Below are 15817 nucleotides of genomic sequence, written 5' to 3'. Positions count from 1 at the left end.
GGGGTGCTTGATACAAGATGTTCGCCTGAGTGACCAGTCAGGAACGAGATTGTGGGGACGGTGAACGATGCGAGAGTTGTCTTTCCGTGAAGAGGGCGGCTGGACCGCGCCCGCGTTCGCCGCCGGACGCGCTCCTTCCACTGGCCTCAGCGCCTCCCAAGCTCCATGACCGATGTCTCCCCCGTCGGCCTGCATCGCGTGCTGGAGCCGCGAGGCGTGCTGCCCCAGGCCGCCCTGCGCCTCGACGCCTCCCCTGACCTGCACCCCGGCGAGATCCGCGTCCGCGTCGAACGGCTGAACCTCGACGCCGCCTCCTACCGGCAGCTCTCCACCAAGCACGGCGGCGACGGCGACGCCGTCCGGGCCGAGGTCCTGAAGATCATCGGCGACCGGGGCAAGATGCACAACCCGGTGACCGGGTCTGGGGGCATGCTGGTCGGCGTCGTGGACGAGGTCACCCCCGAGTCCCCGCTCGGCCTGAAGCCAGGGGACCGGGTCGCCACCCTGGTCTCCCTCACGCTCACCCCGCTCGCGGTCACCGACCGGCTTTCGGGCTGGGACGGCCTGTCCGAGCAGGTGCCCGCCTCGGGCCACGCGATCCTGTTCGCCCGCTCGATCGCCGCGGTGCTCCCCGGCGACCTGCCGGTTCCGCTCGCGCTCGCGGTCATGGACGTGTGCGGAGCGCCGGCCCTCACCGAACGCGTGGTGCGCCAGTACGCCTCACGCTCTGTCCTGCGAACCGGCAGCGGGCATGGCTCCCACAGCGGAACCGAAAGCGGTCTCGACCCGGTGGTCGCGGTCATCGGCGCGGCCGGGAAGAGCGGTTCGCTGTCCCTCGCGGCGGCCCGCAGGGCGGGAGCGGCCCGGCTGGTCGGGATCGTCCCCCACGCGGGCGAGGCCGCGCTGCTGGAGGAGTCCGGGCTGGCGGACGCGGTGGTGATCGCCGACGCCCGCGATCCCGTCGCGCTGTCCGAGGCCGTACGGCGGGCCGGGGGACCGGCGGACGTGACGGTCGTCTGCGTGGACGTGCCCGGATGCGAGGGCGGGGCCATCCTCGCCACCCGGGACGGCGGAACCGTGATCTTCTTCTCCATGGCCACGTCCTTCAGCGCCGCCGCCCTCGGGGCGGAAGGGCTGGCGGCCGACGTGACCATGCTCGTGGGCAACGGCTATGTCCCCGGCCACGCCGCCCTGGCCCTCGACATCCTGCGTGCCGAACCCGGTGTCAGGCGGCTGTTCGAACACCGGCTGGAGGAAGCGTGAAGCTCGGACTCGACCCCGCCGTCGTCGCGAAGGCCAGGGCGCTCGCGGCCCGGGCGGCCGAGCCGGTCATCGAGCTGGCGCGCACCCATACCACGGTCTCGGTCGAGCGCGCGGTGCTCCGCCTGGCCGGGGTCACCGGCGCCGACGCCGACGGCACCCCCTGGGTCAACCGGATCAGCGACGCCGTGCGCGAGCAGGCGGGGCTGGACCACGGCGTCGCCCTGCCCGTCTTCCACGCGCTCAACGAGCACGGGCTCGCGCTCGACGACCCGCTGCCCCTGCTCGAAACGAGGTTCACCGTCCCCGGTGGGGCGGGCGCCGTACGGGCGCGCACGCGGGCACGGGCGGCGGTCGCGCGCGGGATCGCCACGATCGACCACAACCGGGCCGAGCGGCAGCGGCTCCTCGCCAAGCACGGCGACCCCGACATGCCCTGGATCTACCTGATCGTCGCGACCGGCGACATCTACGAGGACATCCCGCAGGCGCAGGCGGCGGCGCGCGAGGGCGCCGACGTCATCGCGGTGATCAGATCCACCGGCCAGTCGCTGCTGGACTACGTGCCCGAGGGCGCGACCAGGCAGGGGTACGCGGGCACGTACGCGACCCAGGAGAACTTCCGCCTGATGCGCGCCGCGCTGGACGACGTGTCGGCCGAGCTCGGCCGGTACGTGCGGCTGACGAACTACGCGAGCGGCCTGTGCATGCCGGAGATCGCCACGCTGGCCGGGCTCGAACGGCTCGACATGATGCTCAACGACTGCATGTACGGGATCGTCTTCCGCGACATCAACCCGATCCGCACCTTCGTGGACCAGCGGTTCTCCCGGCAGGTCCACGCCCGCGCGGGCATCGTGATCAACACGGGCGAGGACAACTACCTAACCACGGCCGACGCGGTGGACGCCGCGCACACGGTCGTCGCGTCACAGCTCCTCAACGAGCGCTTCGGGCACGAGGCGGGGCTGGCGGACTGGCAGCTCGGGCTGGGGCATGCTTTCGAGATAAATCCCGAAATTCCGGATTCGTTTAGGTTGGAGGTGGCGCACGCGCTGCTCGTACGGGAGCTGTTCCCCGACGCGCCGCTGAAGTACATGCCGCCGACCAAGCACATGACCGGCAACATCTTCGCCGGCTACCTGCTGGACGCCTTCTTCAACCTCGCCGGGGTCCTGACCGGCCAGTCCATCCTGCTCATCGGCATGATGACCGAGGGCATCCACACCCCGTGGCTGTCGGACCGCGACCTGGCCCTGGAGAACGTCCGGTACGTGCGCCGGGCCGTCGGCGCCCTGCACGAGGACTTCGTCCCGGCCCCGGGCGGATTCACCGTCGAACGCGCCCGCCAGGTCCTCTCCGAAACCGTCGACCTTCTCGACCGCGTCTGCGACAGCTCCCTCCTCACCGCCATAGCCCAAGGCACCTTCGGCGTAACCCGCCGCCCCCCAGACCGAGGCCGAGGACTGGAAGGCGTCATACGTCAGGGCGACGCCTACTACAACCCGGCCACCGAGATCCTTGAGGAGGACGCGTGACGACGGACCTGGACACGATCAAACAGGTCATCCGGCCGTATGGGGACACCACGGGTGACGGCATGGTTCAGGTGTCCTTCACTCTCCCCGTGCCGCACGGTCCTCGTGCCGAGGCGGCGGCGTTGCAGCTCGCCGGCGGAATGGGACTCGACCCGGCCAGCGTCGTGCACGCCAAGGCGATGGGCCCCGACTTCACCTTCTTCATCGTCTACGGGCGAGTCGGCCACCTAATCGACTACGCGGGCATCGACGTCCCCGAAGGCCGCGAATACCCCCTGCTGACGCCGAGCCAGGCCAACCTCGCCATCAGGACCGTCCTCCAGCGCCGGCTCGTGGTCGTCGGCGCCTGCATCGGTACGGACGCCCACACCGTGGGCATCGACGCCATCCTGAACGTCAAGGGCTTCGCCGGGGAGAAGGGCCTGGAGTACTACCGGGAGATCGAGGTGCACAACCTCGGAGCCCAGGTAGAGGTGGACACTCTGGTCGCCCACGCCAAGGCGGTGAACGCGGACGCCGTGCTGGTCTCCCAGGTCGTCACCCAGAAGGGCGCCCACGTCCACAACACCAAGCAGATGGCCGGAGCGTTCACCGACGCGTACCCGACGGCCGTCGGCGGGGGACTGGGACGTCCGTTGCTGGTCGTCGGCGGCCCGCGCTTCGACACCGTGAGCCCCTCGGACCTCGGCGTCGACCGCATCTTCGGCAGGGGCACCACCCCCGCCGAGGTGGCGAGCTTCATCGTCCACGCCCTGGTCCCCGAGTGGCAGCCAGATGAGTGACCCGGCCGGCACCGCGCCACGAGACCTACTCGGGCTCACCGTCACCCACCGCCGATACGTCCCCTACTCGCACGCCCACTACGGCGGCAACCTGGTCGACGGGGCGTACGCGCTCGGCCTGTTCGGCGACGTCGCGACCGAGATGTGCATCCGTACCGACGGTGACGAGGGTCTGTTCGCCTCGTACGGGGACGTGCAGTTCCTGGCGCCGATCCGCGCCGGGGACGTCATCGAGGTCTCGGCCACGGTGACTCGCGTCGGCCGCCGCAGCCGGACCCTGTCCTTCGAGGCCCGGGTGGTGTGCCGGGCCACGCCATCCGTCTCACCCTCGGCCGCCGAGGTCCTCGCCGAACCGATCACCGCGGTCACCGCCACGGGCACGGTCGTGGTCCCGTCGCCCGGCGCCTGCCGGCGATCACCTACGCGTGCGCCGGCACCGCGTGGATGACGGCCAGGATCGACTCGCCGTCGAACCCGATGCGCACGCTGTCCGGATCGTGGCGAACGAAGGCGGGAGGCATCGGTTCCGACACTGACTCCGCGGGCGCGGGCATCGGCCGGAAACCGGCCTCGCGCAGCCGGGCAAGCCATGTCTCGGCCGGCTCGTGACGTTCGTAGCGGTCCTCGTCGTCCGCCGTGCCGACGATGTCGACCACCTCGCGCCGGAAGAACAGTTTCATCGCATTACGGTCGGCGGCCGAGACGTCCAGCACGTCTATCAGCCGGAAGACGGCGTGGAAGTGCCGCCACGAGTTGTGGAACCGCTCGGGCAGCGCCACCCGATGGTGATCGGAGTCCGGCTCGCACAGCACTACGACGTCCGGCTCCGCGTCGCGCAGCTTCGATAAGAAAGTGTTCCTCTCGTCGGCGCCGGACGCGGTGTCCCGCAGGTGGTGCAGCGCGAATGCGGCGTTCATGACCAGCGGGCGCGGTGCTCGGCGCACCAGGTCCCAGTCCTGGTCGGTCATGCGCTCGGCGAAGCGGGGCACGTGATGGAAGTCCAGCGTGACACCGGTGTCGCGGATGGCTCGCTCGGCCTGGTGGAGGCTGCCCACCGCGGGGTCCACCCCGATCACCGTCAGCCGCCCGGGTGCCCGGCCGCGCTTCGCGAGCGCGGTGAGCACCGCCGCCTCCTGGCCTCCCGAGCCGATGCCCACCGACAGCAGGGTGGCCGTGTCCCGTCCGGCGAGGTGATCGGCGAGCAGCGCGCCGCCGATGCGACCGGCCAGAGTGAGCACCGGCAGGTGTCCGGCCATCAGGTCGAACAACTCGATCTGCGGTCGCTCGAAACGGCGTAGGTACAGATTGTCGCGCTGATCGTGGCATGTTCCGAGCCGGCGGGCCAAGGCGTCGTGGTAGAGCAGGTAGAGGAAGTCGTCGCCCATCCTCTCGGGGTCGATCAGGCCGCGTAGCTTGTCCAGCCAGCGCCGGGCGGTGCCGGCGCGGCCCGCGTCCATGTCTTCCACGGCGCGGCAAAGCATGTCGAACTCATAGGCACTCAATTGATCCTCTGTGTTTCTGTTCGTGACGGCTACCGGGTGGCGTCAGCTACCTCTCGCTTCTTTCGATGACTCTTTTCCGGGAAAGGGAGACGCCGGACTCCGCGCGACTATGCCTGCGCCGGGAAAGCGGTCCTTCTTCGCCGGGTCCATGGTGGGACGGCACTCTTAGAATTGACTTATCTGCGCTTGGCATCGGCTTAAAGCTCCGATGGAGCGCACCCCGGTGCCGGTGTCCGAGCCGAGGAGTTCGACCTCTAGGTCGACGTGTGAAGGCTGGAGTGACGGACTTACCTCACCCGTTCACCAGATGCCGGGTGGGCTGCCACGGGGCCGGACCGGTCGTGACGTCAGGTGCGTCGCCGTGAGGAGATTCGGGGACCGGATCGCTGTCGCCACCGCCCACCGGAAAAGGATTACGCGTTCCCCGACGAAGCCGGCCGTCTCCGGATGATGGGAATCCGGGGTGTCGGGAAGCCCATCTTGACAGTGTCACATGGTGCCTGTCTATGATGACGAACGTCCGAATCCGGCAGCGGTTGTCCGGACATCGAAAGGGCGGCCGTCTTGGGCGTGCCGGCGACGGCCGATCGCCTGTCACGCGAGGTCTGGAGTTGCGGTGCAAACGATATGCGGGTGATCAGATGGACGCTTTACGATGACGAATGCGCTAGAAGAGCCTGACGGTCGCGACCGAGTGCCGTCCGACGACGAAAGCCACCTGTCGCCCGGGCCGCCGGCAGGCATTCCGGCTTCCTGGCTGATCCGGCGCGACGTGCGGGAAGCGTCCCTGGCGTACATCACGAATCACTGGACCGACGCGCCGTGGAACAGCGCGATGGACACCCTGATCGCCTCGCAGCACGCCGGTGACCAGCTCCCCCCTCGCGGAGGCCGCGACGGACGGGATCCCGTACCGCCCCTCTGCCGGGCGGCCGGCCTCCCCGCGACCGCTTCCACCGGCGGTCGTCGGTCCGCTCCTTCCTGCTGACACGGCGGGACGGACGCCGGGCGACTTCCGTACTCCTGTGGCGGCGTTCCTATCTACAACGAAGACGCCGCTGTTTCCGGCCCTTCACGTGGCCGGACTCCGGGCGCGCGGCCCCTGAATGACGTTTCCTGTGACGGCTGAGCATGTGACGCGTCTCGGGTCGATACGTCTGCCTACCAAGCGGAAGGATCATCTCCTGTGCGCGCCGACGAGACGGCACACAATCCAGCGAGCAATTCCGATGAGCGGATCGCGATCGTCGGAGTGTCCTGCCGACTTCCCAAGGCGCCGAATCCTGAGGCGTTCTGGCGGTTACTCCGGGATGGCATGGACGCGCTGACGCCCGTGCCCGAGGGCCGGTGGAACATCGAGCCGTGCGACGATGCCTCCGCGGATCATGAGGGTGTCCGCCACGGTGGATTCCTCGACGGGGTCGCCGACTTCGACGCCGGCTTTTTCGGGATCTCACCCCGTGAGGCCGTCGCCATGGATCCCCAGCAGCGGTTGATGCTGGAACTGGCGTGGGAGGCGCTCGAAGACGGGGGCATCCTCCCCGCATCCCTGGCCGGCAGCCGGACGGCGGTGTTCGTCGGGGCGGTGGGGGATGAGTACGCCCGGTTGCTGGATCGGCAGGGAACCGCCGCCATCGCCCAGCACACCCTGACGGGTCTGAACCGAGGCCTCATCGCCAATCGCGTGTCGTACACCCTTGGGTTGCGGGGGCCCAGCCTGACGGTGGACGCCGCGCAGGCTTCGTCCCTGGTCGCCGTGCACCTGGCGGTCGAGAGCCTGCGGAGCGGGGAGTCGGCTCTCGCGCTGGCGGGCGGGGTGAACCTCGACATCCTGCCGGAGGGGGCCCTGGCCGCGGCAAGGTTCGGAGGTCTGTCCGCGGATGGCCGTTGTTTCACCTTCGATGCCCGCGCGAACGGGTTCGTACGCGGCGAGGGCGGGGTCGTCGTCGTGCTCAAGCCGCTGGCCCGCGCGTTGGCGGACGAGGACCGGATCTACTGCGTGATCCGGGGCAGCGCGGTGAACAACGACGGTGCCACCGACGGGCTGACCGTGCCCGACGCCGACGCCCAGGCGGACGTGGTGCGGCGAGCGTGCGCGCGGGCCGGTGTCTCGCCCGTACAGGTGCAGTACGTGGAGTTGCACGGCACCGGGACCAGGCGCGGCGATCCGATCGAGGCCGCCGCCCTCGGTTCGGCGGTGGGAGCCTTTCGCCCGGTGGACAGCCCGCTCGTCGTCGGGTCCGTCAAGACCAATGTCGGCCATCTGGAGGCGGCCGCCGGCATCGTCGGCCTGCTCAAAGTCGCCCTCAGCATCGAGGCGCGGACGTTGCCGGCGAGTCTGAACTTCGAATCGCCTTCCCCGGCCATCCCGCTCGACGAGCTGAACCTGCGCGTGCGGACGGCTTCGGGTCCCTGGCCTTGTCCGGATCGGCCCCTGATCGCCGGCGTCAGCTCGTTCGGGATGGGCGGCACCAACGCTCATGTGATCATGGAGGAGGCGCCGCCGGTCGCCGAGCCTCCGCCGGCCGCCCTCGTGGCGGACCGTGGCGGTCCTGGACTGGTGCCCTGGGTGGTTTCTGGCCGGTCGGAGGCCGCGTTGGCCGCGCAGGCCGCCCGGTTGCTGGAGTGCGTCGAGACCGATCCCGGGCTGCGTCCCGTGGATCTGGGCTACAGCCTCGCGACCACGCGTACCGCCTTCGAGCATCGGGCGGTGGTACTGGGCAGCGAGCGCGGCGACCTCCTCCGGGGCCTGACCGCGCTGGCCGGGGACGCCACGACGCCTGACCTCGTGCGGGGCACGCCCGTGCCCGGCAGGACCGTGTTCGTCTTCCCCGGCCAGGGGTCCCAGTGGGCCGGCATGGCCGTCGAGCTCTCCGAAGCCTCCGCTGTGTTCGCCGGGGCGCTCGATGAGTGCGCCGAGGCCCTGGCTCCGCATGTTCGCTGGAACCTCGGCGAGGTGCTCCGTGACCCCGCTGCTCTCCAGTCCGTCGAGGTCGTGCAGCCGGCTCTGTTCGCGGTGATGGTCTCCCTCGCCCGGCACTGGGAGGCGCACGGGGTGCGCCCCGAGGCTGTGGTCGGGCATTCCCAGGGTGAGATCGCCGCGGCCTGCGTCGCCGGTGCGCTGAGCCTGGCGGACGCCGCCCGGGTGGTGGCCCTGCGCGGCCGGGCCCTCACCCGCCTGGCCGGTACGGGCGGGATGGCCTTCCTCGGGCTCCCGGCCGACGACGTCCGCGGCGAGCTGGCCGGTCGGCGCGGGCGTCTGGCCGTCGCCGCTGTCAACGGCCCCGCCGCTACCGTCGTGTCCGGAGACGCCGGCGCCGTCGCCGAGATAGTGGCAGACCTGCGAGCCAGGGGAGTCCACGCGCGGGTCATCGCGGTCGACTACGCCTCCCACTGCGCGCATGTGGAGGCGCTACGGGAGCCGATCCTCGACGGGCTCGGTTCGATCCAGCCGGCTCCCGGCCGGGTCCCTTTCTGGTCGACCATCACCGGCGAGATCATGGACACCGCCGGGCTCGACGCCGGCTACTGGTATCGGAACCTTCGCCGGCCGGTCGGGTTCGAACACGCGGTCCGCGGTCTGCTGGCCGCGGGATACCACCGCTTCATCGAGGTCAGCCCGCACCCCGTACTGACCATCGCGATCATGCACACGGCCGCTGACGCGGACTCCCCCGTCGCCGTCATCGACTCACTCCGTCGTGACGACGGCGGCTCCGCCCGCTTCCAGACCTCACTCGCCCACGCTCACGTCAGCGGCGCACCGGTCGACTGGACCACCACGCTCGCCGCCGGCCGGCGGGTCTGCCTGCCGACCTACGCCTTCCAGCGCCGGTCGTACTGGCCCGGCGCGGCGGCGCGGCCCGCCCGCGCCGTGGCCGCGGGGGACGGAGCCGGCGAGCTCCGGCAGGCCGGCCGGACGCCGGACGTTCCCGGTACTGAGGCCTCGCCGCTCTCCCGTCGGCTGACCGCGGCGGACGCGGAGGAGCGGCCGAGGGTCCTGCTGGAGTTCGTGCGCGCACACGCCGCGGCGGTCATGGGTCATGCCGGCCCGGACGCCGTCGCGCCCGGGCAGACGTTCAAGGACCTGGGGTTCGACTCGCTCATGTCGGTCGAGCTCGGCAACCGGCTGACCGACGCGGCCGGGCTGCGGCGCGATGCCACGCTCGTCTACGCCCATCCCACCCCCGAGGCGCTCGCCCGCCACCTCGGTGAGGCGGTGCGAGGCGACGGCCGCACCGGAGCACCGCGAGACGAGGACGCGGAGTCCAGGGCCGGCGAACCGATCGCGATCATCGGAATGGCCTGCCGTTATCCAGGCGGTGTCGGTTCACCGGAGGATCTGTGGCGGCTGGTGGCGGACGAGGTCGACGCGACGGGGCCGTTCCCGCGCGACCGAGGGTGGGACCTGGGCCGGCTGTACGACCCGAGGCCGGGAGTGCCGGGCCGGACCTATGTCCGGCGAGGCGGTTTCCTCGACGCCGCCGCCTTCGACGCCGGCTTTTTCGGGATCGGCCCTCGCGAGGCCGCCGCGATGGATCCCCAGCAGCGGCTGCTGCTGGAGGTCGCCTGGGAGGCGTTCGAACGGCCCGGCATCGATCCGGCCACGCTGCGTGGCGAACCCGTCGGGGTGTTCGTCGGCGCCGGAGCCCAGGAGTACGGCCCGCGCCTGTACGAACCGGCGGACGGCCACAACGGTTACCTGCTGACCGGGAACTCGCCCAGCGTCGCGTCCGGGCGGATCGCGCACACCTTCGCCTTCGAAGGCCCGAGCATCACGGTCGACACCGCCTGCTCCTCCTCCCTGGTCGCCATGCACCTCGCCTGCCAGGCCCTGCGTCAGGGCGAATGCGCGATGGCACTGGCCGGTGGTGCCGCCGTCCTGTCCAGCCCCGGATTGTTCGTCGAGTTCAGCATGCAGCGGGGGCTGTCCCACGACGGCCGGTGCAAGCCCTTCGCCGCCCAGGCCGACGGCACCGCCTGGGGGGAGGGCGTCGCTCTCGTACTCATGGAGCGCCTGTCCGATGCCCGGCGTCTGGGTCACCAGGTGCTCGCGGTGATCCGGGGTTCGGCGGTGAACCAGGACGGCGCGAGCAACGGCCTGACCGCGCCGAACGGGCTGTCACAGCAGCGTGTGATCAAGCAGGCGCTGACGGCCGCCGGGCTCACAGAAGGCGACGTGGACGCGGTGGAGGCCCACGGCACCGGTACCACCGTGGGCGACCCGATCGAGGCCCAGGCCATCATCGCCACCTATGGGCAGGACCGGCCGGTCGCTCAGCCGCTGTGGCTTGGGTCGGTGAAGTCCAACATCGGCCACACCCAGGCCGCGGCCGGCGTCGGCGGTGTGATCAAGATGGTCATGGCGATGCGGCATCGCGTCCTGCCCAAGACCCTGCACGTCGACGAGCCCAGCCCGCATGTCGACTGGGCCGGTGGGGCGGTGTCGCTGCTCACAGAATCGCGGCCGTGGCACCCGTACGGGCGGCCGAGGCGGGCGGCCGTGTCGTCCTTCGGGATCAGCGGCACGAACGCGCACCTCATCCTGGAGGAGGCTCCGCCGGTCGCCGAACCCACGGCGGCCGGCTCCACGGGCACGGGAGAGCGTCATGCGGTGCCGTGGCTCCTGTCGGGGAAGTCCGAGGGCGCGCTGCGTGCGCAGGCCGCTCGATTGGCGGAGTTCGTCCGGGCCGACCCGGAGCCGCGGCCGGTCGACGTGGCCTACAGCCTGGCCACCGCCCGCGCCGTGTTCGAGCATCGCGCGGCGGTGATGGGAAGCGAACACGCGGACTTCCTCCCCGGCCTGACCGCGCTGGCCGAGGGAGTCGCGGCCCCGGACGTCTCCCAGGGCGTGCCCGCGCACGGCAAGACGGTGTTCGTCTTTCCCGGGCAGGGCTCTCAGTGGGCGGGCATGGCCGTCGAGCTGGCCGAACACTCACCGGCCTTCGCCGAGGCGCTCGCCGAGTGCGCGGATGCCCTGGCCCCGTACGTTCCGTGGGACCTGCACGAGGTGCTTCACGACGGCGGCGCTCTGGCCCGTGTGGACGTCGTGCAGCCCGCTCTGTTCGCCGTCATGGTGTCCTTGGCCCGGAACTGGGAGGCCCATGGCGTTCGCCCGGACGCTGTCGTCGGTCATTCTCAGGGTGAGATCGCCGCGGCGTGTGTCGCGGGAGCCCTGTCCTTGGCGGACGCCGCGCGTGTCGTCGCTCTGCGCGGCCGGGCCCTGACCGCTCTCGCCGGTACCGGCGGCATGGCGTTCCTGGGTGTGCCGGCTGATCGTGTCCGCGAGGAACTGGCCGGTTGGCGGGGGCGTCTGTCGGTGGCCGCGGTCAACGGTCCGGCCGCCACCGTGGTGTCGGGGGACGCGGACGCGGTCGAGGAGATCATGGCCGTATACCGGGCCAGGGGGGCGCAGGCCCGGAGGGTCGCGGTGGATTACGCCTCTCACTGCCCGCACGTGGAGGCTCTTCGTGAGCCGATGCTCGAAGCGCTCGCCGCGACAGCGCCACGGGCGGGGCGGATCCCGTTCTACTCCACGGTCACAGGTGAGGCGCTGGACACCGCGGAACTGGACGCGGGCTACTGGTACCGCAACCTGCGCCATGGTGTGGAGTTCGAACGTACGATCCGCACCCTGATCCGGGAGGGACACGACCGTTTCGTCGAGGTCGGCCCGCATCCGGTGCTGACCGGTGCGATCGAGGACACGGCGGCCGACGCGGGCGCCACGGTCGCGGTCATCGAGTCGCTGCGCCGCCAGGAGGGCGGGCCGGCGCGGTTTCGCGCCTCGCTCGCCGACGCCTGGGTCAGCGGCGCGCCGGTCGACTGGATGCCGGTCCTCGGATCCGGACGCCGTCGTGATCTGCCGACGTACGCGTTCCAGCGCCGGTCCTACTGGCTGAACTCCGACCTCGGCGCGGGCGACGTGACGCGGGCAGGGATGGATGCGGCGGATCATCCGATGCTGGGCGCGGCGGTGGAGGTGGCCGACGGCGCCGGTGTCATCTTCACGGGTTCGTTGTCGCGAAGCGCGCACCCGTGGCTGGCCGATCACGCGGTGCTGGGCCGGGTGTTGCTGCCGGGCGCCGCGTTCGCGGAACTGGCGCTGCACGCGGCGGACCGTCTGAACTGTGGCGGGATCGAGGAGCTGACACTGGAGGCTCCGCTGGCGGTGCCCGATGAGGGCGGGCAGGTGTCGGTCCAGCTCGTCATCGCCGGACCCGGCGACGAGGGGCGGCGCTCGTTCACGATCCATTCTCGCCGGGGCGGGGCCGCGGCGGACGGGGACCGGTGGACGCGGAACGCCTCCGGCGTGCTGGCGCCCCTGATCGCCGGCGAGGAGGAGCACCTGGCGGTGTGGCCGCCCGAGGGTGCGGCGGCGATGGCGCTCGACGGGGTGTACGAGCGGCTGGCCGAGCGGGGACATGGGTATGGGCCGGCATTTCGGGGGGTGCACGCGCTCTGGCGGCGGGGCGAGGAAGTCTTCGCCGAGGTGCGGCTGCCCGAGCCGGTGGTCAGCGACGGTTACGGAATTCACCCGGCGGTGCTGGACGCGGCCCTGCACGCGATCCTCGTGGCCGGGGCGGGTGCCGGCGCCGTACGGTTGCCGTTCTCCTGGAGTGGGGTGCGCCTGTTCGCCACAGGGGCGCGGACCCTGCGCGTCCAGGTGACCCCTACGTCCGCCGACGCCGTCCGCCTGGTCTGCGCCGACTCGGGCGGGGCGCCGGTCGCGCTGGTGGAGGAGCTCACGCTCCGGCCGGTGAGTGCGGAGCGGTTGGGCCTCCTCGACCGTCCCGTTGCCGGCGAGGGTCGTGACGAGGGGACGCACCTGCTCGCCTGGACGCCGATCGACGCGGTCGAGACGCCGATGGACACCGCCTCGGACACCGCCTCGACCTGGGCGGTCGTACGGCTCGGCGCCGACGGGCAGGACCGCCCGGGGACGGAGTCGCTTGCCGGCCTTCCGTCCGGTCGGTGGTTCGCCGATCTGGATCGGCTGCGCGCGTGGCTCGACGATCACCCGGTCTCCGCCGGGCCGGCCGTGGTCGTCGCCGTGGTGGACGCGGGCGAGAACTGGGAGAGCGCCTCCGCGGTCGCAAGCCGTACCGAGGACGTGCTGAGCCTGGTGCGGAGCTGGCTCGCTGACGAGCGGTTCGACAGGTCGCGGCTGGTGGTGGTGACACGCGGTGCGGTCGCGGCGCTCGACGGCGAGAGTGTCAGCGACGTGGCGGCCGCGGTGTGGGGGCTGGTCCGTACCGCGCAGACCGAGAACCCGCGGCGGCTGGTGCTCATCGACGCGGACGGCCGTCAGACGTCGGACGATGCGCTGCCGGGTGCGATCGGGACCGCGTTGACGGGAGGTGAGTCTCAGCTCGCGGTTCGCGAGGGGCGGCTGCTCGCGGCACGAGTGGTCCCGTATCCGGCTCAGAAGGGTGCGCTGGTGCCGCCGGGGCGGAGCGGCTGGCGGCTGGAGGTGACCGAGCAGGGCCGTCTGGACGCGCTGGCGTTGGTCGACTGCCCGGAGCTGGTCGGTGGGCTGGAGCCCGGGCAGGTCCGCGTCGCGCTGCGGGCGGCCGGGCTGAACTTCCGGGACGTGCTCATCGCGCTGGGCATGCTGGCCGACCGCAGGGTGCTCCGGGAGGGCGCCGGAGTCATCGTCGAGGTCGGCGCGGAGGTCGCGGGAGTGCGGCCGGGGGACCGGGTGATGGGGTTGTTCCCGGACGGCGCCGGGCCGGTGACGGTGACGGATCAGCGCCTGGTCGCCCGGATACCGGGAGGCTGGTCGTTCGCGCAGGCGGCCGGGGTGCCGGTGGTCTTCCTGACCGCGTTCCACGGGCTCGTGGACCTGGCCGGACTGAGGCCGGGGGAATCGCTCCTGGTTCACGCGGGGGCCGGTGGTGTGGGCATGGCGGCGATCCAGCTGGCCCGGCATCTGGGCGCGGAGGTCTACGCGACCGCGAGCGAAGGCAAGTGGGACACTCTGCGCGGCCTCGGGGTGGACGACGGGCGGATCGCCTCCACCCGGGACCTGGCCTTCACCCGGCGTTTCCTGCGGGCCACCGGGGGGCGCGGCGTGGATGTGGTGCTGAACTCACTGGCCAGGGAGTTCGTCGACGCCTCCCTGGACCTGCTGCCCCGAGGGGGCCGTTTCATCGAGATGGGCAAGACCGACCTACGCGACCCCGACGAGATCGCCAAGACCCATCCAGGCGTCACCTACCAGGCGTTCGACCTGTTGCGGCTGGAGCCCGATCGTGTTCAGCGGATGCTCGTGGAGCTGGGGCGGCTGTTCGAGCGGGGAGTGCTCCAGCCGTTGCCGGTGACCTGCTGGGATATCCGGCAGGCTCCGCGGGCCTTCCGGTTCATGAGTGAGGCCCGCCATGTCGGGAAGATCGTGCTCACGGTGCCCGTGCCGTTCGACCCGGACGGCACGGTTCTGATCACAGGTGGAACCGGGACGCTGGGCTCGTTCGTGGCCCGGCACCTCGTCCGCCGGCACGGCGCCCGCAGGCTCCTGCTGACCAGCCGGCGCGGACCGTACGCCGAAGGGGCCCTGGAACTGGCGGCGGAACTCGCCGAACTCGGCGCGCGGGTGGAGATCGCCGCATGTGACACCGGCGACCGCGACGCTCTGGCCGACCTGCTCGCCGGACGCGAGCTGACCATGGTGGTTCACGCCGCGGGCGTGTTGCGCGACGGCGTCATCGGCTCCCTGACACCGGAGCGGTTCCAGGAGGTGTGGCGCCCGAAGGCCCAGGCGGCCTGGACCCTGCACGAGCTCACCCGCGATCAGGACCTGACCGCGTTCGTCATGTTCTCCTCCGTCCTCGGTACGCTGGGCGGTCCCGGGCAGGCCAACTACGCCGCCGCCAACGCCTACCTCGACGCCCTGGCCCATCACCGCCATGCCCGGGGCCTGCCCGCCCTCTCCCTCGCCTGGGGACTGTGGGAACAGGGCAGTGGCATGACAGAGCGCCTCACCACCACCGACCTGGGGCGGATGACCCGCTCGGGCCTCAAACCCCTCACCACCGAGTTCGGGCTCGCCTTGTTCGACAGGGCGTTGTCGACCGGCGATCCGTTCCTGCTGCTCACGGAGTTCGACGGGGCGGCGCTGGCCGCCGCGGCCCGTGAAGGGGCCGTGCCGCCACTGCTGCGGGGGCTGGTCCGCACTCCGGCCCGGCGCGCCGCCGGTGCCGCCGCCGCATCAGGCACCGCCTCGCTCGCCGAACGGCTCGCCGGGCTGACCGAAGGCGCCCAGCACGGCCTGCTGCTGGACCTGGTCCGCGGTGCCGTGGCCGCCATCCTCGGGCACGCCGACCCCGCCGGCGTCGACGTCCGCCGCGCGTTCAAGGAGATCGGCTTCGACTCCCTGTCCGCGGTCGAACTTCGCAACCGCCTCAACACCGTCACCGGCCTGCGCCTCCCTTCCAGCCTCATCTTCGACCACCCGACTCCGGAAGCGGTCGCGCTCCACCTGCACGCCACGGCCGCCGGGCCCGCCGCCGAGGCCGACCGGGAGGAGAGCGCCGTACGCGCCACGCTCGCCGCCATTCCGCTGCGGAAGCTACGTGAGACCGGACTGCTGGAGCGGTTGCTGGCCCTCGCCAACGGTTCACCGGAACACGACACCGCGTGGATTCCGAGTACCGACGACATCGACACCATGGACCCCCACGGCCTTCTGGAGCTGGCCCGCGACTACTCCTCGCGGCCGAGTGGATCGGAGAGTTGA

General features: G+C 71.5%; 6 protein-coding genes. 5 read left to right on the top strand and 1 reads right to left on the bottom strand.

What is annotated here, in order from left to right; translation table 11 throughout:
• Nucleotides 1–165: 165 nt before the first annotated feature.
• The 4 genes from OG589_RS18235 to OG589_RS18220 are packed head-to-tail and all read left to right on the top strand — an operon-like array spanning nt 166 to nt 4028.
• On the top strand, nt 166–1263 hold the full coding sequence (locus OG589_RS18235) for an L-erythro-3,5-diaminohexanoate dehydrogenase (RefSeq protein WP_405150580.1): 1098 nt from the start codon (nt 166–168) through the stop codon (nt 1261–1263).
• The gene (locus OG589_RS18230) at nt 1260–2798 is read left to right on the top strand and encodes a lysine 5,6-aminomutase subunit alpha (RefSeq protein WP_405150578.1); all 1539 of its coding nucleotides are present in this window, start codon (nt 1260–1262) and stop codon (nt 2796–2798) included. The genes OG589_RS18235 and OG589_RS18230 overlap by 4 nt, the downstream gene beginning before the upstream one ends.
• Complete coding sequence (locus OG589_RS18225) at nt 2795–3580, top strand: OAM dimerization domain-containing protein (RefSeq protein ID WP_405150576.1); 786 nt, start codon at nt 2795–2797, stop codon at nt 3578–3580. Before OG589_RS18230 ends, OG589_RS18225 begins: the two co-directional genes overlap by 4 nt.
• On the top strand, nt 3573–4028 hold the full coding sequence (locus OG589_RS18220; RefSeq protein ID WP_405150573.1) for a hotdog domain-containing protein: 456 nt from the start codon (nt 3573–3575) through the stop codon (nt 4026–4028). Before OG589_RS18225 ends, OG589_RS18220 begins: the two co-directional genes overlap by 8 nt.
• Here OG589_RS18220 and OG589_RS18215 read toward each other — a convergent pair.
• Nucleotides 4000–5046, bottom strand: a complete 1047-nt coding sequence (locus OG589_RS18215) for a GRAS family protein (RefSeq protein WP_405150571.1) — start codon at nt 5044–5046, stop codon at nt 4000–4002. The genes OG589_RS18220 and OG589_RS18215 overlap by 29 nt on opposite strands.
• A 1222-nt stretch (nt 5047–6268) precedes the next feature.
• Between OG589_RS18215 and OG589_RS18210 the strand changes: the two genes are divergently transcribed.
• Nucleotides 6269–15817 carry a type I polyketide synthase gene (locus OG589_RS18210; RefSeq protein WP_405150569.1) on the top strand — a complete coding sequence of 3183 codons (9549 nt, stop codon included), beginning with the start codon at nt 6269–6271 and terminating at the stop codon, nt 15815–15817.

It is taken from the genome of Sphaerisporangium sp. NBC_01403, from assembly GCF_045040145.1.
Taxonomy (GTDB): Bacteria; Actinomycetota; Actinomycetes; order Streptosporangiales; family Streptosporangiaceae; genus Sphaerisporangium; species Sphaerisporangium viridialbum.
The sequence above is the reverse complement of the archived record's forward strand: the minus strand, read 5'-3'. Positions and strand labels throughout refer to the sequence as shown.

What these genes read in the sequence shown, in the direction of transcription:
- OG589_RS18235 (WP_405150580.1), top strand. Translation starts at nt 166, where the DNA reads ATGACCGATGTCTCCCCCGTCGGCCTGCATCGCGTGCTGGAGCCGCGA.
- OG589_RS18220 (WP_405150573.1), top strand. Translation starts at nt 3,573, where the DNA reads ATGAGTGACCCGGCCGGCACCGCGCCACGAGACCTACTCGGGCTCACC.